This is a genomic window from Microbacterium sp. JZ101, assembly GCF_053903175.1.
Window position 1 is genome coordinate 2,135,557 of sequence record NZ_CP096400.1, and the last position, 26,671, is coordinate 2,162,227.

Sequence of the window (26,671 nt, forward strand, 5' to 3'; positions counted from 1 at the left end):
GGCGATCCTCCGTTCACGACTGCGGTTCAGTCACCGGGGACACGATCCGCAGGCGCGTCGGGTTCACTTCCCCTTCAGCGGCGCAGCGCGCATGAGAACGTCGCCCGTCGTCGACGAGCGGATGTCGATGCTCGCGATCTCGTCGGGCGCGAGGGCCGTGCCGGCGCTGAGGCGGGCCGTCGACCCGGCCGTGGCCCGCCAGGTCGACAGCGCGCTCTCCGTGCCGTCTGCCGCCGTGACGACGAGGGTGTAGCGCCACTCGCGGTCGGAGGGGCCGTGTCCGTACGCGCACGTCATGTCGATGCGCGTGCCCCACGCCACCTCGGTGAGCTCCACCGACGCCTCGAGCGGCGCCGATCCGACGGGCGCCATCGCGACCACCGTGCTCTGCGGCTGCGTGACGGTCACCACGACGGGCACCGCGACGAGCACAGCGGCGAGCGCGGCGACGACCGCGACGCCCGCGCGCCGGCGCCGTCGCGAGCGGCGTGCGCCGAGCGCGACGAGCTGCGCGCGACGAGCGGCGTCGGGCCCGTCGCTGACGCGCTCTGCCTCGATCAGACCGCGGCCTCGGTCGGGTTCCACCCGAGACAGGAGCCCGACGATCGGAGCGAGGTCGGCGATCGCCGCCCGACAGCGCTCGCACTCGACGAGGTGGGCCTCGAACGCGGCGCGGTCGGCCGAGCTCAGCGCGCCCAGCACGTAGGCCGCGTCCCACTCGGCGAACCGCTCGTGATCGGCGTTCATCGCGTCACCCCTCTCTCCTGCAGCGCGAGGCGCAGCGCCCGCAGCCCGTAGTGCAGCCGGGACTTGACCGTGCCCTCCGGGATGCCGAGGTCCGCGGCGATCTCGACGGTCGACAGGCCGCCGAAGTACGCGCGGACGACGACGTCGCGATGCGCATCCGAGAGGACGCCGAGTGCCTCCTCGATGAGCAGGGCGTCGAAGATCGCGTCGGTCGCGTCCCGCACAGCCGATTCCGGCGTCTCGGCGACCGCGATCTCACGGCGATGCCGCGCGCTGCGCGCCTCGTCGATGACGATGTGCCGCGCGACCGTGTACATCCACGAGCGGGCCGTCTCCGGATCCTGCGCGAGGATGCGCGGCGTGCGCCAGGCGCGCAGGAGCGTCTCCTGGACGACATCGTCGGCGCCCGCGCGATCTCCCGTGAGGTGGACGACGTAGCGCCACACCGGGGCCGCGTGCGCGTCGAACAGCGCACCCAGTCGTGTCGCGTCATCGCCCGGCATCGCACACCTCCCCACTGAGGCAACGAGATGCGCGGTGCCCGGGTTCATCTGAACCGCCCGCCCTGCCATCCCGTGTTCCGAGTATGAACCCGTTCGAGGTCGCCGGTCTCCCCCTCCATCCGCTCGTGGTGCACGGTGCGGTCGTGCTCGTGCCCCTCACGGCTCTCGCGCTCGTGCTGGGCGCGATCCTCCCGTCGGCGCGTCGACGACTCGGCGCCGTGACGCCCCTCGCGGCCGTCGTGGCCGTCGTGCTCGTGTACGTCGCGGTCGTGTCGGGCGGAGCGCTCAAGGAGGTCGTCGGTCCGCTGCCTCAGGTCGCGCGCCACGAGGCGCTCGCGGTGCTCGTCCCTCCCTGGACGATCGGGATGGCCGTGGTCACGGTCGCGCAATGGCTCTGGTTCCGGCGGCACCCGGCGGATGGCGCGAGCGCGCGCGAGGCCTCATCTCGTCGCGATCGCGTCGTCGGCGTCGCGCTCGCTGTTCTTGCTCTCGTCACCGCATCGGGAGCCACGGTCTCGGTCGTCCTCGCGGGCGAGGCGGGAGCGCGCGCCGTCTGGGGCGGCTGAGTCAGCGCCGCGGGCGCACGGCGACGATCGCCGCATGCGGCCTCGCGCCCGGATCGGCCCGCCGCTCGATGTCGGTGACCGCGAACCCGGCCACTTCGAGAGCACGCCGCATCTCGGCGGCCGGCCACCGGTGCGCGGTCACGACCTTGTGCGGGAACGGCTCGATGTCGGCCCCGTCGAAGAACCCGATGAGCAGCGAGCCTCCCGGCGTCAGAGCACGCTCGAACTCGGCGAGGACCGCCGGGATCTCCGCGGGGTCGAGATGGATGAGCGAGTACCACGCGAGGATGCCGCCGAGAGAGCCGTTGTCGACGCGGAGGTCGCGAAGATCCCCGCGCCGGAAGGTCACGTCAGGGAAGCGCTCGCGCGCGCTGCGCACGAACGCGTCGACGAGATCGACGCCCTCGACCGCGCACCCGAGATCGTGCAGGTGCTTCGTCCAGTGACCGGGCCCGCAGCCGGCGTCCACGATCCGGCCATCGACAGACCGCGCCCAGGCGGTGATGCGCCGCTCGTCCGCGGGCGCCATGGCGTCCACCGATCCGAGCAGCCGCACGTACTCGTCCGCGCGCGCGGTGTACGCGTCGCGGACCGACACATCCGACGGCATCACGGTCATCCGGCTCCTCCTCTCGCGCGAGCCGCCCGGCGGGGCCCGGCCTCGATCGAGGCTACGCCGGCCCGGGTCCCGCCGCGCCGGAGTGGAACGGGCAGCGCCGGACGCGCCCGCCCGACGCGGGCATCGTCGGGAGCCTCCCCCGATTGACCTCCAGTCCGGAGCCGAGGATGGTCACCTGCGGGTCGCTGAGAGCGGCGATCGCGGTCGCGAGACCGGCGATCGCGAGCTTCTCACCGGGGCACCGATGCCCCGTCGCGACATCCGCGCCGCCGTGCGGCACGAACGCGGCGAGGGCCTCGTAGTCCTCGACGCCCGCGAACCGCTCCGGATCGAACTCGTCGGCGCGCTCCCACGAGCGCTCGTCGGTGTTCGTCCCGAGGATGTCGAGGACGACGCGTCCGCCTGCGGCGACGCGGCGGCCGTCGAGCTCGACGTCGGCGATGGCCCAGCCGGGGAGCATCGGCACGAACGGCGCTGTGCGCCGGATCTCCTGCGCGAACATCGTCGCGAGCGGGCCGCCCACGAGCGAGCCCCGCTCTCGCGTCTCCTCGGCGATGCGCTCGCGCCACGCGGGTCGGTCGTGCAGCTCCTTCGCGGCGAACGCGACGAAGCGCGCGACCGCGATCATCGGCCGCATGCTGTTCTGCAGCTCGATGCCGGCCGTGCGCGCAGGCAGGAGCGCGCCATCCGGCTCCCGGTGGTCCGCCCACGCGCGCAGCGCGGTGTCCGTCTCGGCCTTCAGCTCGCCGGCGCGGACAGCCGCGATCAGCCGCTCGGCATGGCGATCCGACCAGAGCCGGTTCGCGAGCGCGAGCAGATAGGCAGGCGAGTAGGGCGAGCCGAACCCGTCGACGATCTGGGCGAGCCGCCCCGCCCACCGCGTCTGGGCGTCGGCCGTGCCGGGCAGACCCGCCCATCGCATCGACGCACGCCCGAACGCGCCGACCGCGGCATCGTAGGCCGAGCGCGTGCCGCCGTCGCGCCATGCCTCGAGCTCGGTGCGCCACTCGCGCTCGAGGTTCGGGCCGAACCTCTCCACCTGCGCGTCCTCGTAGGCGACGTCGACGAAGGTCGCCTTGCGATGCCGGTGCGCCGCGCCGTCGAGACTGTGCACGGAGCCGTGCCCGAAGAGCGACTCCTGCACGATCGCGGGCATCGCCCCATGCCGCGCGATGCGGCTCTCGTCGTAGAAGACCGCGACGCCCTCGGGGCCGCGCACGAAGAGCGTCTCGTCGCCGAGGAGCCGCATCGGCGCGGAGCGCGCACCGTCGCGCACGCGGCTCCAGACGTGCGCGCCGAAGTCGTACCCGCGCAGGAGGAAGGACAGGGAGTCGTCGTGCAGCAGCTTGCCGAGTCGAGATGTCCGCATGCTCCCACCGTCTCAGGGATCAACGCGCCCTTCCAGGGGGCGGCGCCGAGCACGGCGGTGTGCTATCGGAGGATGCGTCATATCCGCATGGCAGGATGACGGAGGACGCCCGCTCGCTCGGAAGGACCACTGCTCCATGCCCCTCTCCCCGAAACGCGGCGCCGCCGTCGCGCTCCTCGCGCTGCTGCTCCCTCTCGCCGCGTGCACGAACGGCGCCGAAGACGCCGTCCGCGCCGCGGCGGACGACCTCGCCCAGGCCCTGACCGAGCGGACGCTCGACGGTGTCGCGCTCACGGCTCCGGAGGCGGCCGCCGCGTTCGACGAGCAGATCGCCCCGCTCGCGGACTACACGGTGAAGGTGTCGGCCGACGAGGTCGAGCGGGACGGCGCCGAGGCGACGGTCGCCCTGCACTGGAGCTGGGATGTCGACGGCCACGAGTGGACCTACGACACGACGGCCGCCCTCGTGGAAGGCGAGGACGAGTGGGCCGTCGACTGGACGCCCGCGACGCTCATCCCCGAACTCGAACCGGATGATCGGATCGAGATCCAGCGCACCTTCTCCCCGCGCGCCGAGGTCCTGGGAGGTGACGGAGCCCCCATCGTCACCGACCGCCCGGTCGGCCGGTACGGCCTCGACAAGACCGCGATCCCGGCGGAGGAGGTCGGCGCCTCGGCAGAGCGGATCGCGTCCGCCGTCGGCATCGATCCCGCCGCCTTCCGGGCATCCGCGGAGAGCGCCGGCCCTGAAGCCTTCGTGCAGGCGATCGTCGTGCGCGACGGCGAGGAGGATCAGCACGTCGATCCCGCGTTCTCGAGCATCCCCGGCGCACTCGTGGTGCCCGACGAGATCCCGCTCGCGCCGACGCGCACGTTCGCGCGCGAGATCCTCGGCACAGTCGGCGAGGCGACGGCCGAGATCGTCGAGGGCTCCGAGGGCGCCGTCCGAGCCGGCGACCAGGTCGGGCTCTCCGGTCTGCAGGCGCAGCACGACCGTCAGCTTCGCGGAACGCCGACCACCGTCATCGAAGCGGTCGGCGCCGAGGACGAGCGGCGCACGCTCGCGGAGTGGCCCGGCGAGGACGGCGAGCCGCTCGCGCTCACCCTGGATCCCGCCATGCAGATGCACGCCGAGGAGATCCTCGGCGGCCTCGGCGGCGAGGACGCGCCCGGGAGCGCGATCGTCGCCATCCGCCCGTCCACCGGCGAGATCCTCGCGGCGGCGAATGGCCAGGGCAATGCGGGCCTCAATCTCGCCACCACCGGCGAGTTCGCCCCGGGCTCGACCTTCAAGCTCGTGACGTCGCTCGCTCTCCTGCGATCCGGCGTCGCTCTCGACGACGTGCTGTCCTGCCCCGAGACGATCGAGGTCGACGGCTTCACGTTCAAGAACTACGACGACTACCCGGATTCGGCGCTGGGCGACGTGACCTTCCGCACCGCGATCGCGAACTCCTGCAACACGGCACTCATCGGCGCTCGAGACCGGATCGCCGACGGCGCGCTCGCCTCCGCTGCCGCGTCCCTCGGGCTCGGCTCCGAGATCGACCTCGGCTACCCGGCCGGGCTCGGCCGGGTTCCCGAGCCCGAGAGCGAGACGGAGCGCGCGGCCGACCTCATCGGCCAGGGGCGCATCATCGCCACGCCCCTGGCCATGGCGACGGTCGCCGCGTCCATCCAGGCCGGCGAGACCGTCGTGCCGCATCTGATCGCGGACCGGACGGGCGACGCCGAGCCGGCGGATCCGCTCACGGCAGACGAGGCGACCGCGCTGCAGACCCTCATGCGCGCGGTCGTCACCGAGGGCTCGGCGACCTTCCTGAACGGCATCGGCGACGTCGGTGCGAAGACGGGCACGGCGGAGTACGGCGAGCCCGGCGAAGATGGCTCGCACCCCACGCACAGCTGGATGGTCGGCACGCACGGCGACCTCGCGGTCGCCGTGTTCGTCGAGGACGGGGAGTCGGGCGCCGAGACCGCCGGACCGCTGCTTCGGGCCTTCTTCGAACGCTGGTGACCCGCGGCGGCCCGATCAGGCTCGGGCCGCCGCGGCCCAGACCTCGCGCCACTTCGCCGCGAGCGAGTCGATCGTCTCGTGCGCGTTGAGCCCGCTCGGCTGAGGAACGACCCAGAGCGCCACGCTGTCGGGCCATCCCCGGGCGAGGGGCGGATCCTGCGCTCCGAGCCTGGCCTTCGGCAGCGAGAACGCCGCGCGAAAGGCCGTCATGCCCGCCACCGCGACGACGCGGGGCCGGAGGCGCGCGACCTGCGCGACCACGCGGCGACCGCCCTCCCTCAGCTCGTCACGGCCGAGCTCGTCCGCGCGGGCGGTCGCGCGGCCGACGAGGTTCGTGATGCCGATCCCGCGCACGAGCAGCTGCTGCTCGTCTTCACCCGACAGCCCTGTCGATGCGTCCACCACGCGGTCCGTGAGACCGGCGCGCTGCAGAGACGGCCAGAACCGGTTGCCCGGACGAGCGAACGGCGCGTTGACCGCAGCCGTCCAGAGGCCCGGGTTGATTCCGACGATGAGCATCCGCAGGGCGTCCGGATCCGCCGGCAGGACATCGTCCATCGCTCGCGGGTCATCTGCCGCGAATCGCCGCAGGTCGTCCGCACGCGGCCGCCGCCCGCCGAGTGGCGACGGACGCCTCGGCTCCCCGAGCACGGGCGGCACGCCCTCGCGCGCGACGTAGCGGCGTTCGATCCCCGCGGTCGCGCGCGCCCACCTGCTCTGGGCCATCCGCGACCGATGGGCGGCGAAGGCGCTCTCGTCTGCGAACACCTCGTCGACCTGCCACGCGAGGGGGTCCGCGGTCGGGCGCACGTGGAACGCGAGGCACCCCGGCTCCGCGCGGGTCGCCGCGAGATGCGCGGGAAGGTGGCGCTCGACGCGCTCGGCCTCGGCGGGCGTCGCGCAGAGGAGGTGTCCCGTGAGGACGATGGGCATCAGGCCCCCCGGCCAGTCGGGCGCGCGTCCGCGACGCGCGCCCGCGGGGCTGCGATGCCGCGGACGCAGACCGCGAGCGCCGTGCGCCAGGCCTGCTCCCCCTGCAGAGCGCGCCGGCGCTCGAGCGCCGCGAGCCCCTCGCAGAGGGCGTGGAACGCGCGGACCTGCGCCCCCAGCTCCGGTTCGTCGACCGAGCCGCCGACCCGCGCGACGCGTGCCCGGAGCTCGGCGAGCGCCTCACCCCGCGCCGCTTCCGCCGACGGCGCGTCGTCTGCCGTCGGGCGGTCGAGACCGAAGGCGAGAGCGTAGAGGGCCGGATGACGCGCGGCGAACGCGCGAAGCGCCAGTCCGGCCTCGACGAGGTCTGCCTCCGGATCGTCGGTGACGGGCAGCTCGGCCACGCGGCGCCCGAGCAGGTCGAACCCTCGCACAGCGAGCCGCGCGAGGAGGTGGCCCTTGGAGGTGAACACGCTGTAGATCGCACGCGTCGTGACGCCGGTCCGCTCGGCGAGGGCGCGCACCGACAGAGCCGCGAGCCCGCCCTCCTCAAGCACCTGCTCGGCCGCCTCGAGCAGGTCCGCCTCGGTCTCGGCGCCGTACCGTCTGGGTCGTCCCACCTTGACAGACTATCGTCACATCGTTACATTACGTTGTAACGAAACTCGGGAGGTCATCGTGGACCCCACTCTCGCTCCGGTCGGACAGCACGCCTTCGGCGGGCGCCTCGAGCGCTTTCGCCTCCTCCGGCGCGAGCTCTTCGCGCGTCGCGGTCTCGAGCTGGACGAGCACCAGGTCATCCGCAGAGACGGGAGCCGCATCCATCTCCTGTCATCCGGCGGCGGCGACGAGGTCACCGTCTTCGTCCACGGCGGCGTGGGGAACAGCGCGGAGTGGGCGGACGTCGCGCCGCGCGTCACGGGTCGGGTCGCGATCGTCGACACCCCGGGCTTCGGCCTCTCGGATCCGCTCCCCTCCCCGATCGACGACTGGGGTCGCGCCTGCGCGAGCTGGCTGCTCGACGTCGTCGACGCCCTCGGGGCGGCTCACGTCCGCCTCGTCGGCTGCTCGATGGGCGGCTTCGCGACGATCCGGTTCGCGGCCGCTCACCCCGATCGCGTGGCGGGGCTCACGCTGGCGGGAAGCGCCGGCGGGCTGTTCGCGGACATCGGGCTCTTCCTGCGCCTGTGGACGGTCCCCGGCGTGGGCAAGGCGGTCTCGCGCCTGCCCCTGCGCGATCCGGAGGCCGTGCGCAGAAGGATGTTCGGGCCCTACGTGGCCGACCCCGCGCGGATCGCCGACGATGTGCTCGCGGTCGCCCTCGCGGACGTGAACCTCCCGGGCGCGAGAGAGGCGAGCCGAGCGGTGATCCGCTCCGTCGCCGACGCGCGGGGCTGGAAGCCGGCGGCGCGCGTGGACGCTGTCCTGGTCGCCGCGGACGTGCCGACCGCCTTCGTGTGGGGCGATGCCGACATCCATGCTTCCCCCGACGTCGCACGCGCCCTCGCCGCGCAGATGAGCGCGGCCCGCGTCGTCGTCGTTCCGGCCGCCGGGCACATCCCCCACCTCGACCATCCCGACGCCGTCGCGGACGCCATCCGCTGATCGGCTCGCGGCGCGCAGCTCACGCCGCCGCGATGCGCCACTCCCCGCCGGGATCGCGCACGACGCGGGCCTGCGCGAGGCCGAACGGCGGTGGCGTGACGCGTCGCCGCGCGTCCCAGAGCTCGATCTCGAAGGGGACACACCGGACCACGACGAACGCGGGGTCGTCCGGTCCTGCCGGCCAGAAGGCTCGCCAGAACGGCATGAACCAGCGGCGGCGGGCGGCCGCGTCCTCGAGCATCTCCGCCGCGCATCGGACGGTGACACAGGCACCGTCGCGTTCACGGAGGTACGAGAGGACGACTCTTCCGCTCCGGCGGATCTCGACAGCCTTCCGGCTGTGCGGCGACGTCCCGAAGTGCACGACGAGGTCGTCATCAGGCCGGAAGGGCTGCACAGCGCGGGCCCGCGGCCCATCCGGTGCGTCGGTGATGCACAGGCAGTAGCGAGCGCGCATCGTCGCGCGGGCGGCGTCGAGCCAGACGTCGACGGATGCGCGGTGCGCACGGATGCCCCGGCGGCGCACCAGCGGGCCGATCCGCTCGAGGAGAGCGCGCCGGGCTCGCCGGAGGCGCGAAGTGGACCGCGCGCTCACCGGGGCAGCTCGATTCGCGCGAGACGAGCGGGCCCCGCGTAGGCGTCGATGGCGACGATGCGCTCGCCGAGCACCGAGAAGGCCATCACCGACACCGCACGCTCCCCCACCTCGATGACGACGCCCGGCCGTCCGTCGACGAGCACGGGCACGAGCCGCGCGTCGGGGTTCGCGAACATCATCGCGTTGCCCGCGACCGCCTCGGCGCCGCGCACCACACGGAGGGGCGAGGTCGCCGTGTCCGCGCGGAGGACGACGTCGGGATCGAGCACGGCGATGAGACGCGGCAGGTCGCCCGAGCGGGCCGCCGCGAAGAACGCATCGAGCACGGTCCGCTGCCGCCGCGGGTCCGCGTCGCCACCTGCTCCCGCCGCCTGCACACGACGCCGTGCACGGGACGCGAGCTGGCGCACCGCCGCGGGAGACCGCTCGAGAAGCTCCGCGATCTGCTCGAAGGGGACGTCGAAGGAGTCGTGCAGCACGAAGGCGACGCGCTCCGCGGGGCTGAGCCGATCGAGGACGAGCATGAGAGCGGCGCCGACGGCGTCTGACAGCTGCGCCGCGACATCCGGAGCGCCCTCCGGAGTGTCCGTGTCCACGACGGGATCGGGCAGACCCTGTTCGTAGGCGATCTCGTTGCGGGTCGCGCGAGCGCGCAGCGCATTCAGACACACGCGCGATGTCACGGTCGTGAGCCAGCCGCCGAAGTTGTCGATGTCATCGTCGCCTGCGCGTGACACGCGAAGCCACGTCTCCTGGACCGCGTCGTCGGCGTCTGAGGCGGATCCGAGCATGCGCTGGGCGAGCCGTGCGAGCCGCGGTCGGTGCTCCTCGAAGCGGATGGCGAGGTCGTTCTGATCGGTCATGTCACATTCCCTCTGTTCGGCGGGTCACTCTACTGACCGCCCGAAACGCGGCGGTGTGACAGCACAGATGCGATACGAGGAGACCACCATGACCGACACCGCTCTGCTCACCCCCGCCGACGCCGACGCCGTCGTGGCGCACAAGGCGCGCATGCCCCATCCTGCCTTCCTCCTGGAGGGCGGGCTCGATGCCCTCACCGGGCTGAACCGCGTCGCCCGCTCGGCAGGACTGCCCGAGCCCCTCCTGCATCTGCTCTGCCTGCGCGCGAGCCAGATCAACGGCTGCAGCTGGTGCGCGGTCGACCACGCACGCGAGATGAGCGAGGACGGCGCATCGCCCGAGCGGATCCACTCGGTCGCCGCCTGGCGCGATGCGCCGTACTTCACCGAGCGAGAGCGGGTCGCGCTCGAGTTCACGGAGGCGATCACCCGCCTCGCCGATCACCACGACCCGATCTCGGACGAGCTCTGGTCGCGCATGACCGAGCTGTTCGACGCTCGCCAGATCTCGGCGCTCCTGTTCGAGATCGGCGCGATCAACGTCTGGAACAGGATCAACGCAGCCATCCGTCAGCCCGCAGGGCGGCGCTGAGCACGCCGGGCCGCGCCGCGTGAACGGCGGCGCGGCCCTGACCTGCGGCGCATCCCCCTACGCGGCGAGCGCGGCGGACGAGACGATCTCATCCACGCGCGCCGCGTCGGGCTCCTCGAGGGTGTCGTAGATGAGGTGGACACGGGCGTCACGGATCCCGCAGAACTCGGAGATGCCGACCCGCAGCTGGACATCGAGCGCCGTGTCGAATCCGTGGCGCGCGTAGTACGCCGACGAGGCGCCGGCCAGGCCGATCCAGAGCATGCGCGTGCCGTGGAGAGTCGACGGCTCGTAGGCGAACCCCCGGTTCCACACCCGATCGACCCAGCCCTTGGCGATCGCAGGCAGACCGAACCACCACACGGGGAAGACGACGACAACGAGGTCCGCGGCGGCGATGCGAGCCATGTGCGCCCGGACCTCCGCCGAGTACTCTTTCGTGTGATCGGCCCAGTCGGGCTCGTCCGCGGTGCGCAGCGACGGATCGAAGCCCTCCGCATACAGATCCAGGACGTCCACCGTGCTGCCCTCGGCGCAGAGCGTGTCCCGAACGCGCGCCGCCGTGGCGGCGGTCAGCGAATCACGGCGTGGATGTGCGACGACGACGAGCGCGTGCATCGATCTCGACTCCCTTCGGCGGTGGCACCGCATACTTGATCGACTCAAGCATTACCGTGGCACATTTGCTTGATTGGATCAAGTGTTATGCTCGGCGCATGGCAGCTCCGTCAGGACCCGTGTCGGCATCGACGGACGCCGAGCGCGCGATGTTCGACTTCGTCGACGCCTACGACAGGGCCTATGAGATCGCGGCCGCACAGCACGAGATGAGCGTCGCCCAGGCATGCGTGCTCGGACGCATCTCGACGCCGCGCGGGATGCGCGAACTCGCCGACGAACTCGAATGCGACGCATCGAACATCACGCAGATCGTCGGCCGACTCGAGGCGCGAGGCCTCGTGGAGCGCCACGCGAATCCCGACGACCGCAGGTCTCGACTGCTCATCCGCACGCCGTCCGGTGACAGCCTCAACGCCGCCTTCGAGCAGAGCTTCGCGTTCGCGAGGACAGCCGCCTCGCGACTCAGCGCTGACGAGCAGAGCCAGCTGGCCCAGCTCCTGCACAAGGCACTCGGACGAGCCCCGGCCTGACGCCGCGCGGGCTGAGACGGTGAACCCGAACGCCGCCGCGGCGCACCGTCAGGAGCCATCCGCCCCTCCCCGGCTCACGACCCGACAGAGCTCAGCCCGCGGCCCGCGACATCCTCGCCGCTGCAGCCCGGACGCGGTCGCGCAGCTCGTCCGGGCCGTCGATCGTCACCTTGCAGTCGAGGGCCGCGATCACGGGCGGCAGCCAGTCCAGGCTCTCGGCATGGATCACCGCCCGATACCAGGGCAGGCCGTCCTCGGACGCACCCTCTCCGTCGTCCAGCCGCTCGAGCCGGGCCACGCTCCGCGGCAGGTGAGGTCGGATGCGATCCTCGGTCGCCCGGATGCGCAGCACCACCTCCCACCGGTAGTCCGCGTCGGCGAACCGATCGAGCAGGCCTTCGGCATCCGGCCGCCGCGGCGGAGCGAAGGTCTCGCGCAGAGATCGAGCTGACCGAACCCTGTCGACGCGGAAGGTCCGCTCCTCCTCCCGATCGGTATCGAAGGCGATGAGATACCACCGATCCCCGTGCGCCACCAGGCCATGCGGATGGACCACTCGTCGGGAGAGCGCGCCGTGACGGTTGACGTACCGGAGATCGAGCGCCTGCCGAGATGCGACGGCCTCCGCCAGGGTCAGCGTGATGGCAGGGTCGGGAGCAGCGGCACCGCCCTGAGGGGTGCGCATCGTCGCACCGAGAAGGGCGTCGACCCGCTCCGCCTCCGCGGCCGGGAGCGCTCGCCGGATCTTGGTGAGGGCCGTCTGCGCCGCGATCTCGGGGTCACCCGACGCCGCCTGGGCACGGACGAGCCCGAGATAGACAGCCACCGCCTCCTCGGCGCTGAACATGAGCGGGAGGACCCGCTCGCCCGGCGCCACTCGATAGCCGCCGTAGCGCCCCCGCTGCGTCTCCACGGGCAGCCCGAGATCGACCAGCCGCGCCATGTCCCTGCGGATGGTCCGCTCATCGACGCCGAGCCGATCGGCCAGCTCGCCGACAGTGCGCTGATGCGCGGACTGCAGGAGGTCGAGCAGGCGCAGGGCGCGAGCGGTCGTGTCGGCCATCCATCCATTGTCCTCCGCATACAGGACATCTTTCGCCCGGTATTGCTCGTACCGTCACGTCTGTGGCCGAGTGCGTCGGCCACGGACAGGACAGAAGGAGAAGGCCATGGAGCTGGCAGCCACCCGCATCATCACCGACGACGTCGACGCTCTCGTCGCGTTCTACGAAGCAGTCACCGGAGCAGCCGCCGAGCGACTCCACCCGATGTTCGCCGAGCTTCGGACGCCCTCCGGCACGCTGGCCATCGCGAGCTCCGCGACCGTGCACCTGCTCGGAGACGGCGCCGCCGAGGCCCACGCGAACCGCAGCGTCGTGCTGGACTTCCTCGTCGACGACGTGGACGCGACCTACCGGGCCGTTCAGGACGTCGTCGAGGTGTTCGTCAACGCGCCGACGGACATGCCCTGGGGCAACCGGTCGCTGCTCGTGCGCGACCCGGACGGCAACCTCATCAACCTCTTCACGCCGATCAGCGAAGCGGGCCGGCGGCGCTTCGCGAAGGACGCCGGCGCCGAGCGCTGAACGCGCGCCTCCTCCGTCGGCGCGGAACGCGACCACGGGCGCTATGCTCGGCGCCGAGCGCGGAAGCCGCGTTCTTCCGGCGCCTCGTCCGATCGGAGAGCTCATGACCACCACCTCGGCCACCGGCGACGCACCTGCCGCGTCCGCGCAGCACGGGATGACGCCGATCCCCATCCCCGAGCAGCCCGACGCCATCGAACTCGGGACGGGACAGCCGCCGGAGGCTTCAGCACCCGAGGCGTGGCACAGCCAGTACGGAAGCATGTTCGCTCGCAATGTCAGCACCGCCACGCTCACGCCGTTCCTGCCCGACCCGGCCACGGCGACAGGCACCGCCGTGATCGTGGCTCCGGGCGGCGGATTCATGTCGCTGTCCATGGAGAACGAGGGGTGGGACGTCGCCCGCGCGCTCGCGAACCGTGGCGTCGCCGCCTTCGTGCTGAAGTACCGTCTCAAGCCGACTCCAGAGGATCTGGACGACTTCGACGCGGCGATCAGGGCGATGCTGGCCGCACCGCGCCTGTCGGACCGGCATGACCCGGCCACGGCGCTCCGCGGTCTGGATGCGCAGATCGCCGACGCTCGCGCCGCTTTCGCGCTCGTGCGAAGCCGCGCGGGCGAGTGGATGATCGATCCCGCGCGCGTCGGCATGGTCGGCTTCTCCGCGGGCGCGATGCTCACGGTCGCAACGGCCCTTGTCGGCGGGGATGCGAAGCCGGCGTTCATCGGCGATGTCTACGGCCCGCTCACGGCCTTCGACGTCCCTGAGGACGCCCCGCCGCTGTTCATCGCGCTCGCCGCGGACGATGGCCTGATGGACCCGAGGGGGTTTCCCCTCGTCGAGAGCTGGCGCGCTGCGGGGCGGCCGGTCGAACTCCACTTCTATGAGCGAGGCGGCCACGGCTTCGGCATGTATCCGAAGGAGACGACCAGCACGGACTGGTTCGGCTCGTTCGTGAGCTGGATGAGGATGCACGGTCTGCTGGAACGCGCCGAGCCGACGTCTCGCTGAACGTTGCGACTGCGCTACAGGCTGCTCGGCTTCTCGCCCCTGATGAAGCCGTCCTGCAGGTATCCCCCCACGGAGTCGAGCACTGCGCGGCACATGCCTGCCAGCGCGGCGTGATCATCCGCCCCGCGGTCGACCCAGGCGGCAAGACCGAAGGGATCCTGGTTGGCGCGCAGCTCGCGCAGGAGCCACTTCCCGGTCCCGATCCAGGCGGGCATCGAGCGCAGGGCCAGCTCAGCCGCCTCCCGCCACGCTGTCGCCATGACCACACGGACGGTTCCCGAGTCTGCTGCGTCCTCCAGATCATCGACGAGCGCCGAGAGGCTGTAGCGGCGTGCTCGAAGCTGATCCCTGTCGATGGGTGCCGGCCCGGCGGCGAGCGTCGCGCGCGACGCGGAGACCAGTTCGTCCACGATGTCGCCTTCGATCAGCGACACCCCGGAGCCGATGAGCCGATCCAGAACGGGACGAGCATCATCGCGCCCTTTGTCCAACCAGACCTGCAGCGCGTCCGGGCCGTAGACGAAGGCCTCCACCAAGCGCCCGTTGTGCGTGGTGGTCTGAACGAACGCCGTCGTCGACCATTCGCCGGGCAGCACCACGAGAATGTCCAGGTCCGAGGTCTCGGTCGCTCTCCCGGACGCAGCGCTCCCCCCGAGGAACGCCGCAAACGCCTGCGGGTAGTCGGCGCGCACGAATGCTCGTGCGCATTCAACGAAGTCCGTCACGACAGCCACTCTCGCCGAGCTGCGCTTGGATCTGGCGAATCGTCGAGCCGAGCACGCCGCGGGACAGAAGGCCAGGTGCGAGCGGACCTGACGGATCGGCACCGAGGGGCGAAAGCAGACGCAGCGCGGCACGCTCGCGCTCGCTGAGGTCCGCCACTTGCCAGCGCACCTCGTCCTGCACCAGCTCCGGCTGCTCGGGGTGCGCAAGCGAGACCGCCTTCGCTGCGTACGCCGCCGCGCCCAGCGCGTGAGCGGCCATGTGGGCGACAGCCGCCGCCTGGCCGACGGCGCGAGCGGCCGCCACTCCCGCGGAAGTGGTCGCTGCCCGTGCCGCCTTCAGAGCGACGAGGCGCTTTCGGATCTCCTGCCCAGCACTACTGTCCCCGGCGCTGTAGGCGCGAGTGCGGGCGACGGCATCGAGGATCTCGTCTCGCGCCACGTCGTCGGCATCGAACAGCGGGAGCACCCGCTCAGCGCAGGACAGCGCCCACCGCGCCAGCACGCGCCGGTCCGAGTCGCTCAATGTCTGATTCGACACCACGCGGCGAGGATATCCGACGCGGAAGCTCAGGCTGGCCAGTGCTCAGGACGCCGTCTACACGTTGAAGCGGAACTCCACCACGTCGCCGCGGTTAGCAACCACTACGTGCGGTATTGCGGGGGTCGTTAGCGGTCTCGCTTACCCCTCTTTTTCGGCTTCCGACTCGGATTCAGCCTGACGGTCGCCCTTCGCGCCGACGGTGGGATCGGACGCCCCATGACGGCCGGAGGGATGAGGCCCATCTCCGCAACGAAGCCGTCAAGCTCCTTGTTCTCCACCGGAGGCGAGTTGTCATAACGGATCGATCCGATGCGCTGCTCCTCATCGAAGACCACCATGAGCGCACGATCCGACTGAATCTGGTGCTTCTTCGCGAATCCGTAGGCCGCGAGCCGGGTACTGGCCTCTTGAATAGACATCTTTCGAGGTTTGGAGCCCATGAACAACGTCGGGTAGCCCCACGCTCCGGCGAACGCCATCATCGAATTGTGGTGGAGACCGTCCTGCCGGGTCATCAACGCCAAGCGTTCGACCATGTCGACCAGTGACTCCTGCGACTCCTCAGCAAGGTTCAACAGGTCTGCGCTGAAGCGGAACCACCCTGGCTTGTGCCCATCCTGAAGGAAGTCTATGATCTGGGCGATGCCCGGCAGGACGCCGAAGGAAGGCTTCTCGGCTTCTACATCGCTCGAGTCTTCCTGGAAATAGACCCAAGCGTCCAGCTCATCGGTTTGAGTCATCACGCGAGTGGGAACAGCCGACTCCTGATACCGGCGACGCTCCTTGCCCGTAGAAGGCGCGACGCCAAGGAACTCTTCGCTTACCCGATCAGGGTCCGGTTCAACCCACAAGCCGCCCGAGAGAAATAGCATGAAGAGATCGAGCTCGTCGACGGCTGAGAACTTCAGCGACACTTCCGACTCTGTGCGACGTCGCAGATAGAGCAGGAACTCCGCGGGCCTATCGATGACCTCGGCAATGACGCTGAGGTCGTGCAACGTCACGAGCCAAGGGAAACGATCACTTCCCACCACCTTGGCACGCACGAGTTCGTCCAAGGCAGTGGACAGCGGGCCGAAGTCGTCGAGGTAGACGGTCACCGAGCGAATCTCGCGGATCTCCGAGAGCTCCAGCCATTCGCGATTCTCAAGCCACAGCCCGTGATTGGTTCGGATATGGTTCTCAAGCCTGAGCGCCTGGTCGGTCGCGCTGCCGACCGTTTCCCGCAGGTCGGCAGACAACCTCTGGACATGCCCACGCCGCGCGTGACCCGAGATGCTCTTTGCCTTCACTTCTACGCAAATCGCGACATCCTCGATGATGAACAGCCCGTCTGCTTCAGTCTGCTCGGCGATCGAGTTGATGTCCTGCGCATCGGGTCCGAGCTCAGAAACCTCGACGCCCGGATTAGCGCGGAAGTATTTGAGGTTCGCGTGGGTTGCGTCTGAGCCCAGGAGGGCGGCAAGACGCTTCAGAGCGAGCCCCTCGCTCACGAACATGCGGCGCTTCTCATAACGGCGAAACTTTGCGGGGACCGCCTTGAGCGCCTCTTCGACGACTTGACGGAAGCAGTCGGTACCGATCGGCTTGCCTGTCAGGATGTAGTTGCCGTCGGCGTCCTTGAGCAGCGATGCGGAGCGGAGCGGGTTATCGCCGCTCAGGAACTTCGTCACTACGGCAAGCGCGTCGTCAGCGCCGTTGAATGACAGGCTGAACCGATCCAGAACGGCCTGGGTCCGATCTGCCGGCACGCCCGACGCTTCGGCAATATCTTGAACAGTGAGGGTTGCGCGCTCTCCAGGAAGCTCCAGCATACTCATCAGGGCGGAGCGCGCGTCCTTTTCAAACGCAGGATCGTTCTTCTTCTCGTCGCGTTGCTCGAACATCTCGCCGACGGTGTCGCGGATGGCGAAGAACTTCTCCCCGTGGACGCGAACGATTGCCTCACGCACAGCGCAGAAGTCCTCGTAGCTGAAACCAAGCGTCTCGAGGAGCAATTCACCGAGGTGGCGCGATGAGAACAGCTCTTCGTTGATCTCGTCATGGATATGCGCGTACTGCATGAACTGCACTGTCAGACCGTGGCTGACGAATTGGGCGGACAACATGGTCAGCGGCCCGAATTCGTTTCGCTCACCCGAACTGAATAGAGCGAAGGAGCCCAGGGTCAGCATTTCCCGCGCCCGTTCGTGCAGGTCGGGAATCAATCCCGCAGGGCGGGTCTTGCTCGTCGGCTTCGACACAGGCGCGCGCTGCCCCCTGGCGAGCAGAATGAGCGCAACGAGTTCGACAGCTGCCGGCATCTGATCAGCAAGGCTTTCGCGGTAGCCCTCGAGGATCATCGGCATCTCGCGCATCCGCATGAGCTCGATCACGTCGAAGGCGTCAGCGTCCTTCAACGACTCCGCGATGGCCTGGACATGCTCGGCGATTATCGCTGGGCCACGAAGCACGTACTCCCTCGGATTCTCCTCCTCGTTCATTCGACCAAGCATTTTCCCCATGCGCTCAAAGGCCGCGGCAAGACCCTCATCATCGGCCGTGACCATTCGCCCTGAAGGCAAATCGCGAGCCTGCTTCTTCCCCATGGCACTCCATTTCTGTCCACACAAACCGTAGATACTGGATTCCTACCCCATCGCAAGACCCTCATGGCCTCCTGGGCGTTCTTATCCTCTGCCAGGAGGGCGTGGCGTGTTGTTCGGCGGCGCAGGAGGCGGCCGTGAAGGCACGCTCGGGGTTAGCCATTACCACCTCACACGGGATCTCACCGCTCAGCAGCCCTGCCGGCGTACACAACCAGGCCCTGAGTATCCAGCCGCTCATACCAGCAGCTGTCAGCATCTTCACCATGGCAGACACGTCAGGATCGATCTGGCCGTCCTCGGTAAATTGCACGGACGGGATGAACACGGCCCATCACCGTAGCCATCCTTCACTCTAGGCGCGCTCAGCAGCAGAACAGAACGAGCCTGTTCCTCTGTCGATGGGCACAGCACCAACCTTCCAGGCCCACCACGCGGGCAGCCCGACCAGATCTCGCCCACTCGTGCAGCAGTCCCAGCGACTACTACAGCTCCCTCCCGTGATCGCGGGGGCTCTGTGGCTTGCACAGGCACTGCCAGAACTCCGAGTGGCGGTTGCGCCCTTTTAGGTCGACGGTATCGCCTGTTCTCGCGTTCGCCTCAGGCCTAGCCTTCGAGCCTAGACCTCGGTGAGCGCATCGATCGTCTTCGAGCGGCGAGATGCCGGCAGTTAGGCGACCGTGGGGCGAAGGGAGCACCTGCAACGATCGATCCCCGTCGAGCCCCGAGTTTTGAGTCAGACCTATTTTGAGTCAGCGCAACTAGCGAGAGATCGCGCGTCGAACAACTCGAATCCTCCCCAGAACTGACCATTCGGGGGTGCTTGCCAGCCACGCTCCCGCACCGCAGAAACGAGTGTCGGCCCCTGCCGAAGTTCCGAAGGGGCCGATTAAAAGCGCAGGTCAGCGGCATGAACGCTAAGCAACTGATGATAGATCAAATCTCGCCCGTCGAGTCCCATCGGAAGCCGAGAAGATAAAACCCCTGGTCAGAAGCCCTTCTTAGACATTGAACCTGAAATCCACCACGTCGCCACGGTTAGCAAGAGTCTGGCCGTGCAGCCTCACCTACTTGAGTCCGGCGGCGGCCTTCTTGATCGCCACGAGGAACGGACTGTCCTCACCGCGGGTCTCGGCGTCGAGATCCTCGAACGGGCGGATCGACTCGTGGCCCGGGTCGACTCCGATCATCCACGCCGACCAGGCATCGTGGACATCCGACGCCGTGGTGTCGCCGCCCTTCGCGCGCATCAGCACCGCGTACATGAGGAACAGCGCGTCGGAGCCCTCCGGCGCTTCGGCACCGTCCGGGAGGCACCCCTTGATCAGCTCGGCGTCGTGCTCCAGGTAGGTCGTCATGCGACCAGTCTCCCGATCAGGAGCATGACGTACAACAGCGCGAAGACCACGGGGACGATCTTCTCGACCGTCCCGAGCTGCTTGAACGCTGCTTTGGCCCTGGCGACCCTTCCCGCGAGTGCATCCGGCCCGCCTAGGGCGGCCCACTCATCCGAGAAGACCCTCACCGGTAGATGGTCGGCCTCGATCTTGTTGATGACGACGAACTTCGCCTCGTTGAGTCGTCGGTAGTTCTGGAGCAGGAACCACCAGCAGGCGGCGACCGCGATCCCTGCCAGGCAGACCGAGATGGTCAAGAGCGCCGAGCTCGCCGCCGTGCCCCGCAGGCCGACGACGGCCACGAGCGTCGTATTCACGGTGAGGAAGAACGCGTTCGCGACCGCGCGACGCGCCGACACCCTGTCGGCCATCTCAACGGCGAGTTTGTACGCCTCCATGACTCGGGGATCGGGTGTGGGATCGGCCGTCACCTTGCACCGCCGACGAGCTTCTTGAGGCTCGGCCAGGTCCACTTGTAGAGCTTGTCGCTGGGCTTCGCCGTCGTCGGCCTCGTGGAGCCTTCCGCGTAGCCGGCGAGAAGGAAGTACGGGATTCCCTCCTCCTGGGCGATGGCGAGCTCGACGGCCACGCCGGTCGCGGTGCGCATGTTCTTGCCGCACAGCACGATCACGAGGCCACTGGCGCGGATCCGGCGTCGCGCCTTGTCCTTCCAGTCCGCCGAGGGCTCCTTGATCGACCAGTCGGCGATCGTGAAGGGCGAGTCGGGATTCTTCGACTGGCCGACGAGCAGGTCCTTGAGCCTGGCGTCGTTGTCGTAATCGAAGCTAATGAATGCGCGCTGCGCCATGGGACCCTCCGGTGTCGTTCGTCCGGGTGTTCCCGGCCACGGTCATCCTGTCAGCAAGAACCGACAGTTCGGAGTACGTCACAGCAACACGGCACACATGGCGGCACTCACTGTCGTTACCGATTCGCCGTCATCGCCGGTCAGAACCCCGTCGCAACGGAACCTCAGCCGTGATGCCGAGAACACTCAGACGCAGCGTGATCTCCGCGCCTCCCCGGTTGTCCGAGGCAATGGCCCGCACATCGGTGTCTATGAGCGGCGCATCGACGTCGACTTCGACCGGCCCAGTTGTCACCGCGCTGAACGACCATGACGAACCTCGCTTAAGGAGCGCGGGCTTCACACGGACGACAGCCTCGTCGGCACGGGTACCTATCCCGGGCGAGATGGTCTGAACACCGCCGTTGACGGCGGTGAGTCCGTAGAAGGTCTGATCGAACTTGACGGCGATGGATCTCCCATTGTCAAACATGCCCGAGGCGAGATCGCGCGGGCCTGAGTTCCGAAGCATCACCGTCACTAGGTGCGGCGCGCTCACGGGGATGTCCCTATACGTCACCTCCAGAAGACCAGGCCCCACGCTCTCTGGTAGGAGCGGAATCGCATCGATCTCGACGTCCAGGCGCGCACGACGATTGCCCCAATGTCTGGTCGCCAAGATCGTCGCAGGGATGGCGAGGATCGCTACAACAAGTGCAGCGAGACCCAACCAAGTACCTGCGTCCAACTCAAATCTCCTCAGCGCCGTACTGCCAGAGGTTAAAGCGCAAACCGGAACTCCACCACGTCGCCGTCCTGCATGACGTAGTCCTTGCCCTCGATCCGCACGCGGCCCTTCGCCTTGGCCTCGTTCATCGACCCGGCCTCGTCGAGGTCGGCGAACGAGACGATCTCGGCCTTGATGAAGCCGCGCTCGAAGTCGGTGTGGATGACCCCGGCGGCCTGCGGTGCCGTCCACCCCTTGCGGATGGTCCACGCGCGCGCCTCCTTGGGCCCCGCGGTGAGGTAGGTCTGCAGCCCGAGCGTCTCGAAGCCGACGCGCGCGAGCTGGTCGAGCCCCGACTCCTCCTGGCCGAGCGACTGGAGCAGCTCGAGTGCCTCGGCCGGCTCGAGGTCGATGAGCTCCGACTCGACCTTCGCGTCGAGGAACACGGCTTTGGCGGGCGCGACGAGCGCCGCGAGCTCCGCCATCCGCGCGGCGTCGGTGAGGACGCCCTCGTCGACGTTGAACACGAACAGCGTCGGCTTGGCCGTCAGCAGGCCGAGCTCCTTGATCGGCGCGACGTCGAAGCCGGCCTGGAACAGCGTCTTGCCCGTGTCGAGCACGGCCTTCGCCTCGAGGGCCGCGGCGTGCACCGCCGGGTCGGTCTTCTTCCCCTTGACCTCCTTCTCGAGACGCGGCAGCGCCTTCTCGAGGGTCTGGAGGTCGGCGAGGATGAGCTCGGTGTTGATCGTCTCCATGTCGCTCGCCGGATCGACCTTGCCGTCGACATGCACGACATCCGTGTCGGCGAACCCGCGCACGACCTGCGCGATCGCGTCGGCCTCGCGGATGTTCGCGAGGAACTGGTTGCCGAGGCCCTCGCCCTCGCTCGCCCCGCGCACGATGCCGGCGATGTCGACGAACGACACCGGCGCCGGGAGGATCCGCTGCGAGCCGAAGATCTCGGCGAGACGGTCCAGGCGCGCGTCCGGCAGCTCCACGACGCCGACGTTCGGCTCGATCGTCGCGAACGGGTAGTTCGCCGCGAGCACCGTGTTCTTGGTCAGGGCGTTGAAGAGGGTGGACTTGCCGACGTTGGGCAGGCCGACGATTCCGATAGTGAGAGCCACGGGCATCCATCCTACGGCGCGGCGCCTGCGAGGCCGCCGCGCGGATAGACGACGACCCCGGACGCTGTCCACCCGTTCCGCGAGCGCACGGCGACCGGTACCGTCTCGATCATGACGTGGCGCGCGCGGTGGGAGGCGCTCAAGCGCCGCAGCCAGGAGCTCGAGGGGCCGGGGCGCGGCCTCCTCGCCGCCAAGACGGCTGTGGCGTGCGGTCTCGCATGGTACCTCGCACCCTGGGTGCCCTTCGCCGAGAACGAGTACTCCTACTACGCTCCCCTGGGCGCACTCGTGAGCATGTATCCCACACTGATGCGCTCGGTGCGCACGGGCCTGCAGACGCTCGCGGGGGTCGGCATCGGCATCGCGCTGGGCGCCGCGGGGCTCGCTCTCGTGCACGCGGGCGGTCCGGCCGTGGTCGCCCTCGGCGGCGTGGTCGGCGTCGGCGTCCTCGCGGGCGCCACGCGCTTCCTCGGGGCGGGCGGCGACTGGGTCGCGATGGCCGGGATGTTCGTCCTGCTCCTCGGCGGGGCCGACGCCGACCAGTTCTCGATCTCGTACATCGTCACGCTCGCGTTCGGCGTCGTCGTCGGCGTCGGCGTCAACCTCGCGATCGTGCCGCCGCTGCATCTCGGGTATGCCAGCCGGCGCCTCTCCCAGCTGAGGGATGCCGCGGCAGGGTCGCTTCGCGATCTCGCCGACCTCCTCGAGCGCGGCACCGGGCCCCGCGAGGAGATCGACACGATCGTGAGCGGGCTCCGTCGCACCGCCTCCGCGGTCGCGGCCGACGTGCTCAATGCCGACGAGAGCGCCCGGGGCAACCCGCGCTCGCGCGGCCACCGTGAGGAGCGCGCCGTCAACGACCGGCGCCGCAGGGCTCTCGAGCACACAGTGTTCTCGATCCGCGACCTCAGCGACGCGCTCTTCCGCTCGGGTGGCGAGGACGACGGCGAGCCCACGGTCGACCGCACGGCGCATGAGCCGCTCGTCACGGCGATCCGCGCGTGCGCCGACCTCGTCGCGGCGCCCCTCGAGTCCGAGGACGCCGACGATCTCGTGTCCGCCGCCGAGGACGCGGTCGCCGGCTACCTCTCGACCGTGCGCGACGCCGGGGCTCCGAGTCCCGAGGCCGCGACGGTCGGGTTCTGCCTCCAGCGCATCCTCGAGAGCGCCCGGCCGATCACCCGATGAGGGATGGCCGGAGGTCGCGCAGCGTGCGGCGCCGCGTCATCCGGAAGGTCACGACAAAGGCCGCGAGCAGAGCGCCGACGAGCCACAGCCCGAGGAACCCCGCGTCCGCCCAGGCGCGCGCGTAGTCCCCTCCGTACATGAGCTGTCGGATGCCGTCGACCGCATGGCTCATCGGCAGCGCCTCGTGCAGCGTCCGAAGCGGTGTCGGCAGCGTCTGATACGGGAACGTCCCGCCCGCCGTCACGAGCTGGAGCACCATGAGCACGAGCCCGAGGAACTGCCCGACGCTCCCCAGCAGCACGTTCAGCGTGAGGATGATCGCCGCGAAGGTCGCGGAGGTGAGGGCCATGAACCCGAGCATCGGCCAGGGCTGCGCCACGGCGTACCCGAGGGCGAACGCGACGACGCAGAACACGACGGCCATCTGCAGGATGCCGAGCGCCGCAGGCGTCGTCCATGCCGCGAGCGTGATGGGCAGGGGCCGCCGCAGCGCCGTGACCGCGCGCTTCGAGTAGGGCTTGACGATGAGGAACAGCGCGTAGATCCCGATCCATGCCGCGAGGCTGATGAAGAAGGGCGCCATTCCCGCACCGTACGACGACGCCTCCGTGATCGCATTCGACGACACGTGCACCGGGTCGGCGATCATCGCGGCGGCTGTCTTCCGCTCGTCCTCCGACTGGTCGGGGATCTGCGTGACAGCGTCGGCGAGTCCGTCACGCAGCTGCACGGCGCCGTCGTCGATCTTGACGAGGCCGTCCGCGAGCGACGACGCGCCGTCGGCGAGCTGCCGCACTCCGGTCGACAGGTCCTCCGCGCCGGTCTGGGCGCTCGAGATCCCGTCGACCAGCGCGGGCATCCCGTCCGCGAGCTTCTGCGTGCCCTCGGCGACCTGCGCGCTGCCGTCGGCGAGCGCCTGGATGCTGCCGGCGGCATCCTGCACCTGCGCGTTCGCGCTCTCGAGATCCGTCCGCACGGGCGAGACGATTCCGAGCACCGTCTGGATCTGCGTCTCGTCGAGACCGGCCTCCTGCAGGCGGCCCCGGATGTCCTCCTCCGTCGGGAGGTTCGCCACCGCGTCGCCGATGCGCTGCGCGACCGGCTGAACCGTCGCGGACAGCTGCGCGTTGCCCGCTGCGACCTGGTGCGCGCCGTCGTTGAGCTGGCGCGTCTGGTCGGGCAGCGCCGCGGTCGAGTCGCGCAGCGTCGTCAGGCCATCCGCGAGCTGCGAGGCGCCGTCGGCCGCCGTGCCGGCCCCATCCGCGAGCGTCGCCGATCCCGTCCGCGCCTCGCCCGTCCCGTCCGCGAGCTCCCGCGCGCCGTCTGCGGCGTCGACGAGGCCCGATCGCACGGTCGCGAGCCCGTCGAGCAGCTTCCGCGCGGCCTCCCGGCCGACCTCCTGCGTGAGGCTCGAGCGCACCTTCTCGCCGACCTGATCCGCGATCGTGCCCGCGAGGTAGCTGTTGGAGTCGTTCGTCGTGACCTCCACGACGGCCTGCTCGGGGTCATCCCCCGCCGCCGAGGTGAGCGCTCGCGAGAAGTCCGGCCCGAACGTCACGATGAAGTCGTACTCCCCCGAGCGGATCCCGTCTGCGGCCTCCTGCGACGTCGTGACATGCCAGTCCATCTCGGCGTCCTCGACGAGCTGGTCGCGCACCTGATCGCCGTAGTTGACCGTCTCGCCGTCCTGCGTGGCCCCTTCGTCTGCGACGACGAGCGCGACCGGCACCTGATCGAGGTTCCCGTACGGGTCGTCGTTGCCCCAGAGATAGAGGCCGGCGTAGAGCACGGGCACGAGCATGAGCGCCGCGAGCGCGAGCTTCGCCATCGGCGTGGCCGTGAGGCGCTTGAGCTCGGTGCGCACGAGGGTGAGGAAGGTCATCGTTCGGTCTCCTCCGCGTCGGGTCGCGACGCGATCGGGTCGGGGCAGGCGGATGCGGCGGCGGATAGCCCCGCGTCCGCGATGTCCGATGGCGCGGTGTCGGATGGCGCGGACGGAGGCGGAGTCTCCCGCTCGCCCTCGACGGGGACGTCGGCCTCGGAACGCAGGACGGTGACGGGCGGCGCGACCGGCAGCGGCGCGGTCTCGGCCGCAACCGGCTCGCGGACGACGTCGTGGACCTGGGCGTGCGCGTCGCGCTCGAGCGCCATGAGCGCCCCGACGGCCTCGACCGATGCGCCGCCGGCGAGCACGATCACGAGGAGCCCGCGGTCTGCCCACGACCGCGCGACCTCGTACCATCCGCGTGGGTCGCCGCCGTGGCGGTCGGGCGAGACGATGACGAGCGCCTCGACTCCGCGGCGACGCGCCGCCGTCTCGGTGAGGACGCGCACCCTCACCTCGGCGGGGAGCTCGCCCATGGCGGTGTCGCGGTAGGCGACGAGCCCCTCGTCGGCGAGCATCCGGCGCGCTGCGCGACGCGTGCCGCGCACCCCCGAGAAGGCGAGCTCCTCGCGGAGCACGGTGTGCAGGGCGAGATCGTCGACGGGGGCGCTCACGTCAGGCGCGTCGACGATCGCGACCGCGCGCCGCAGCGCTCGCGCGTCCGCGACGCCGTCGAGAGCGACCTCGCCCGAGTCGGGCGACATCCGGCCGCCGAGGATGAGCGACAGCACGCTCGGCCGCTGTCCGCCCTCGACGGGGACGACGGCGACCTCGCCCGAGCGGGCGTGGACCGTCGTCTCCGGCAGCACGCTGCCCTTCGAGATGCCCCGCGCCGAGATCCTCATGCCGCGCCCACCGCCATCGCGACGGCCGCGGCGTCGCGCCAGGACAGCCCGGCGACGCCGAGTGCCGTGACCACGACGAGATGCCGCGCCTCGGCGTCGCCGAGCCCGCGCCGCACGACCTCGTCGAGCACCGCGAGCGCGGAGTCCTCGATGAGCCGTGCCACGATCGCCGGCTCGGCGTCGGAGCGGAAGGCGCCCGACGCGGCACCGCGCGCGACCGCGTCGCGGAGGGACGCGCGGATGGGCTCGAGCCCGCGCGCGGCCGCTCGCTCGAGCGGTCCGCGCACGATCACGCGCGCGACGAGCTTGACGTCCGAGACCTCCTGCCAGAGCGCCATCCCGATCCGGGCGACATGCGCGGCCGGGTCGGGGTCGCCGACGTCGGCGAGTGCCGAGGCGATGCGCTCGGTGCCCCGCTCGACGAGCTCGCCGAGGAGCGCGTCCCGCGAGGGGAAGTGGCCGTACAGGGCGCGGCGACTCAGACCCGCCTCGGCGGCGACGGCGTCGATCGATGCCTCGGGATCGCGTCGGAGCAGGCGCGCGGCGGCCTCGAGCAGGGCTTCCCTGTTCTCAAGCGCGTCGCGGCGACGGCCACGGGGCGGTGCGGTCTCGTCCATGACCTCCACGGTAGTAATCTGCACATCGGTGTGCAAGTTATTTCGGAGTACTCACAGGCGCGCCGCGGTCCGCGCTCCCAGGAACGGTC

At 70.1% G+C, this 26,671-nt stretch carries 29 protein-coding genes and 1 pseudogene; 8 read left to right on the forward strand and 22 right to left on the reverse strand.

The window, feature by feature from the left end; all coding sequences use genetic code 11:
- Nucleotides 1-63 precede the first annotated feature (63 nt).
- Together M1D56_RS10020 and M1D56_RS10025 are read right to left on the reverse strand one after the other, a co-directional pair.
- Nucleotides 64-747: a zf-HC2 domain-containing protein gene (locus M1D56_RS10020; protein ID WP_282979541.1), complete on the reverse strand. Its 684-nt coding sequence runs from the start codon at nt 745-747 to the stop codon at nt 64-66.
- Complete coding sequence (locus M1D56_RS10025) at nt 744-1,250, reverse strand: sigma-70 family RNA polymerase sigma factor (protein WP_271173708.1); 507 nt, start codon at nt 1,248-1,250, stop codon at nt 744-746. The genes M1D56_RS10020 and M1D56_RS10025 overlap by 4 nt, the downstream gene beginning before the upstream one ends.
- Before the next feature lie 83 nt (nt 1,251-1,333).
- Between M1D56_RS10025 and M1D56_RS10030 the strand changes: the two genes are divergently transcribed.
- Nucleotides 1,334-1,816, forward strand: a complete 483-nt coding sequence (locus M1D56_RS10030) for a DUF2231 domain-containing protein (protein WP_456283453.1) — start codon at nt 1,334-1,336, stop codon at nt 1,814-1,816.
- Nucleotide 1,817: 1 nt separating this feature from the next.
- Here M1D56_RS10030 and M1D56_RS10035 read toward each other — a convergent pair whose 3' ends face one another.
- Complete coding sequence (locus M1D56_RS10035) at nt 1,818-2,435, reverse strand: class I SAM-dependent DNA methyltransferase (protein ID WP_456283454.1); 618 nt, start codon at nt 2,433-2,435, stop codon at nt 1,818-1,820.
- 52 nt (nt 2,436-2,487) lie between these two features.
- Nucleotides 2,488-3,804: a cytochrome P450 gene (locus M1D56_RS10040; protein WP_456283455.1), complete on the reverse strand. Its 1,317-nt coding sequence runs from the start codon at nt 3,802-3,804 to the stop codon at nt 2,488-2,490.
- Between the two features lie 136 nt (nt 3,805-3,940).
- Between M1D56_RS10040 and M1D56_RS10045 the strand changes: the two genes are divergently transcribed.
- Nucleotides 3,941-5,821 (forward strand): penicillin-binding transpeptidase domain-containing protein, encoded by a 1,881-nt coding sequence (locus M1D56_RS10045; RefSeq protein ID WP_456283456.1) that lies wholly within the window; start codon nt 3,941-3,943, stop codon nt 5,819-5,821.
- Nucleotides 5,822-5,836: 15 nt separating this feature from the next.
- On the opposite strand, the gene M1D56_RS10050 is transcribed toward M1D56_RS10045, so the two are convergent.
- The 3 genes and pseudogenes from M1D56_RS10050 to M1D56_RS10060 all read right to left on the reverse strand — a co-directional run bounded on the left by M1D56_RS10050 (nt 5,837) and on the right by M1D56_RS10060 (nt 7,371).
- The gene (locus tag M1D56_RS10050; RefSeq protein ID WP_456285231.1) at nt 5,837-6,379 is read right to left on the reverse strand and encodes a mismatch-specific DNA-glycosylase; all 543 of its coding nucleotides are present in this window, start codon (nt 6,377-6,379) and stop codon (nt 5,837-5,839) included.
- A 207-nt stretch (nt 6,380-6,586) separates the two neighbouring features.
- Nucleotides 6,587-6,754, reverse strand: a pseudogene (locus M1D56_RS10055) (putative quinol monooxygenase); the annotation flags it as partial.
- Nucleotides 6,754-7,371 (reverse strand): TetR/AcrR family transcriptional regulator, encoded by a 618-nt coding sequence (locus M1D56_RS10060; protein WP_324014446.1) that lies wholly within the window; start codon nt 7,369-7,371, stop codon nt 6,754-6,756. The pseudogene M1D56_RS10055 and the gene M1D56_RS10060, both read right to left, overlap by 1 nt.
- 1 nt (nt 7,372) lies before the next feature.
- On the opposite strand from M1D56_RS10060, the gene M1D56_RS10065 reads away from it, so the two are divergent.
- Complete coding sequence (locus tag M1D56_RS10065) at nt 7,373-8,356, forward strand: alpha/beta fold hydrolase (protein ID WP_456283457.1); 984 nt, start codon at nt 7,373-7,375, stop codon at nt 8,354-8,356.
- 19 nt (nt 8,357-8,375) lie between these two features.
- Here M1D56_RS10065 and M1D56_RS10070 read toward each other — a convergent pair whose 3' ends face one another.
- Both M1D56_RS10070 and M1D56_RS10075 read right to left on the reverse strand, forming a co-directional pair.
- Nucleotides 8,376-8,882 carry a pyridoxamine 5'-phosphate oxidase family protein gene (locus tag M1D56_RS10070; RefSeq protein WP_456283459.1) on the reverse strand — a complete coding sequence of 169 codons (507 nt, stop codon included), beginning with the start codon at nt 8,880-8,882 and terminating at the stop codon, nt 8,376-8,378.
- Between the two features lie 65 nt (nt 8,883-8,947).
- The gene (locus M1D56_RS10075; RefSeq protein ID WP_456283460.1) at nt 8,948-9,817 is read right to left on the reverse strand and encodes a sigma-70 family RNA polymerase sigma factor; all 870 of its coding nucleotides are present in this window, start codon (nt 9,815-9,817) and stop codon (nt 8,948-8,950) included.
- A gap of 88 nt (nt 9,818-9,905) precedes the next feature.
- Between M1D56_RS10075 and M1D56_RS10080 the strand changes: the two genes are divergently transcribed.
- Complete coding sequence (locus M1D56_RS10080; RefSeq protein ID WP_324014442.1) at nt 9,906-10,409, forward strand: carboxymuconolactone decarboxylase family protein; 504 nt, start codon at nt 9,906-9,908, stop codon at nt 10,407-10,409.
- 57 nt (nt 10,410-10,466) lie between these two features.
- Here M1D56_RS10080 and M1D56_RS10085 read toward each other — a convergent pair whose 3' ends face one another.
- Nucleotides 10,467-11,060 (reverse strand): NAD(P)H oxidoreductase, encoded by a 594-nt coding sequence (locus M1D56_RS10085; RefSeq protein WP_456283462.1) that lies wholly within the window; start codon nt 11,058-11,060, stop codon nt 10,467-10,469.
- Between the two features lie 65 nt (nt 11,061-11,125).
- Here M1D56_RS10085 and M1D56_RS10090 point away from each other — a divergent pair, with 65 nt between their 5' ends.
- Entirely contained in the window at nt 11,126-11,560 is a 435-nt protein-coding gene (locus M1D56_RS10090) for a MarR family winged helix-turn-helix transcriptional regulator (protein ID WP_456283464.1), read from the forward strand.
- Nucleotides 11,561-11,651: 91 nt separating this feature from the next.
- Here M1D56_RS10090 and M1D56_RS10095 read toward each other — a convergent pair whose 3' ends face one another.
- Nucleotides 11,652-12,623, reverse strand: coding sequence for a helix-turn-helix transcriptional regulator (locus tag M1D56_RS10095; RefSeq protein WP_456283466.1), 972 nt, complete (start codon nt 12,621-12,623; stop codon nt 11,652-11,654).
- 106 nt (nt 12,624-12,729) lie between these two features.
- On the opposite strand from M1D56_RS10095, the gene M1D56_RS10100 reads away from it, so the two are divergent.
- Both M1D56_RS10100 and M1D56_RS10105 read left to right on the forward strand, forming a co-directional pair.
- Complete coding sequence (locus M1D56_RS10100; protein WP_456283467.1) at nt 12,730-13,146, forward strand: VOC family protein; 417 nt, start codon at nt 12,730-12,732, stop codon at nt 13,144-13,146.
- A 103-nt stretch (nt 13,147-13,249) separates the two neighbouring features.
- On the forward strand, nt 13,250-14,158 hold the full coding sequence (locus M1D56_RS10105; RefSeq protein ID WP_456283469.1) for an alpha/beta hydrolase: 909 nt from the start codon (nt 13,250-13,252) through the stop codon (nt 14,156-14,158).
- Between the two features lie 14 nt (nt 14,159-14,172).
- On the opposite strand, the gene M1D56_RS10110 is transcribed toward M1D56_RS10105, so the two are convergent.
- The 8 genes from M1D56_RS10110 to ychF form a co-directional block, all read right to left on the reverse strand.
- Nucleotides 14,173-14,883, reverse strand: a complete 711-nt coding sequence (locus M1D56_RS10110; RefSeq protein ID WP_456283471.1) for a nucleotidyltransferase domain-containing protein — start codon at nt 14,881-14,883, stop codon at nt 14,173-14,175.
- Entirely contained in the window at nt 14,867-15,424 is a 558-nt protein-coding gene (locus tag M1D56_RS10115; RefSeq protein WP_456283473.1) for a putative immunity protein, read from the reverse strand. Before M1D56_RS10115 ends, M1D56_RS10110 begins: the two co-directional genes overlap by 17 nt.
- A gap of 125 nt (nt 15,425-15,549) precedes the next feature.
- Nucleotides 15,550-18,012, reverse strand: a complete 2,463-nt coding sequence (locus M1D56_RS10120; RefSeq protein ID WP_456283475.1) for a hypothetical protein — start codon at nt 18,010-18,012, stop codon at nt 15,550-15,552.
- A gap of 1,064 nt (nt 18,013-19,076) precedes the next feature.
- Complete coding sequence (locus M1D56_RS10125) at nt 19,077-19,367, reverse strand: DUF7701 domain-containing protein (protein ID WP_456283476.1); 291 nt, start codon at nt 19,365-19,367, stop codon at nt 19,077-19,079.
- Entirely contained in the window at nt 19,364-19,804 is a 441-nt protein-coding gene (locus tag M1D56_RS10130) for a RipA family octameric membrane protein (protein WP_456283478.1), read from the reverse strand. Before M1D56_RS10130 ends, M1D56_RS10125 begins: the two co-directional genes overlap by 4 nt.
- Nucleotides 19,805-19,833: 29 nt before the next feature.
- Entirely contained in the window at nt 19,834-20,214 is a 381-nt protein-coding gene (locus M1D56_RS10135; protein ID WP_456283479.1) for a TIR domain-containing protein, read from the reverse strand.
- 130 nt (nt 20,215-20,344) lie between these two features.
- Nucleotides 20,345-20,752, reverse strand: coding sequence for a hypothetical protein (locus M1D56_RS10140; protein ID WP_456283480.1), 408 nt, complete (start codon nt 20,750-20,752; stop codon nt 20,345-20,347).
- Between the two features lie 221 nt (nt 20,753-20,973).
- Complete coding sequence (gene ychF, locus M1D56_RS10145; RefSeq protein WP_456283481.1) at nt 20,974-22,047, reverse strand: redox-regulated ATPase YchF; 1,074 nt, start codon at nt 22,045-22,047, stop codon at nt 20,974-20,976.
- Nucleotides 22,048-22,158: 111 nt separating this feature from the next.
- Between ychF and M1D56_RS10150 the strand changes: the two genes are divergently transcribed.
- On the forward strand, nt 22,159-23,235 hold the full coding sequence (locus M1D56_RS10150; RefSeq protein ID WP_456283483.1) for an aromatic acid exporter family protein: 1,077 nt from the start codon (nt 22,159-22,161) through the stop codon (nt 23,233-23,235).
- Here M1D56_RS10150 and M1D56_RS10155 read toward each other — a convergent pair.
- Genes M1D56_RS10155 through M1D56_RS10165 form a run of 3 tightly spaced genes read right to left on the reverse strand, consistent with a single transcriptional unit; the run spans nt 23,225 to nt 26,582 of the window.
- Nucleotides 23,225-25,117, reverse strand: a complete 1,893-nt coding sequence (locus tag M1D56_RS10155) for a YhgE/Pip family protein (RefSeq protein ID WP_456283485.1) — start codon at nt 25,115-25,117, stop codon at nt 23,225-23,227. The genes M1D56_RS10150 and M1D56_RS10155 overlap by 11 nt on opposite strands.
- A complete protein-coding gene (locus M1D56_RS10160; RefSeq protein WP_456283486.1) occupies nt 25,114-25,965 on the reverse strand; it encodes a hypothetical protein in 852 nt (283 codons plus the stop codon). Before M1D56_RS10160 ends, M1D56_RS10155 begins: the two co-directional genes overlap by 4 nt.
- A complete protein-coding gene (locus M1D56_RS10165; RefSeq protein WP_456283487.1) occupies nt 25,962-26,582 on the reverse strand; it encodes a TetR/AcrR family transcriptional regulator in 621 nt (206 codons plus the stop codon). Before M1D56_RS10165 ends, M1D56_RS10160 begins: the two co-directional genes overlap by 4 nt.
- Nucleotides 26,583-26,671: the final 89 nt, after the last annotated feature.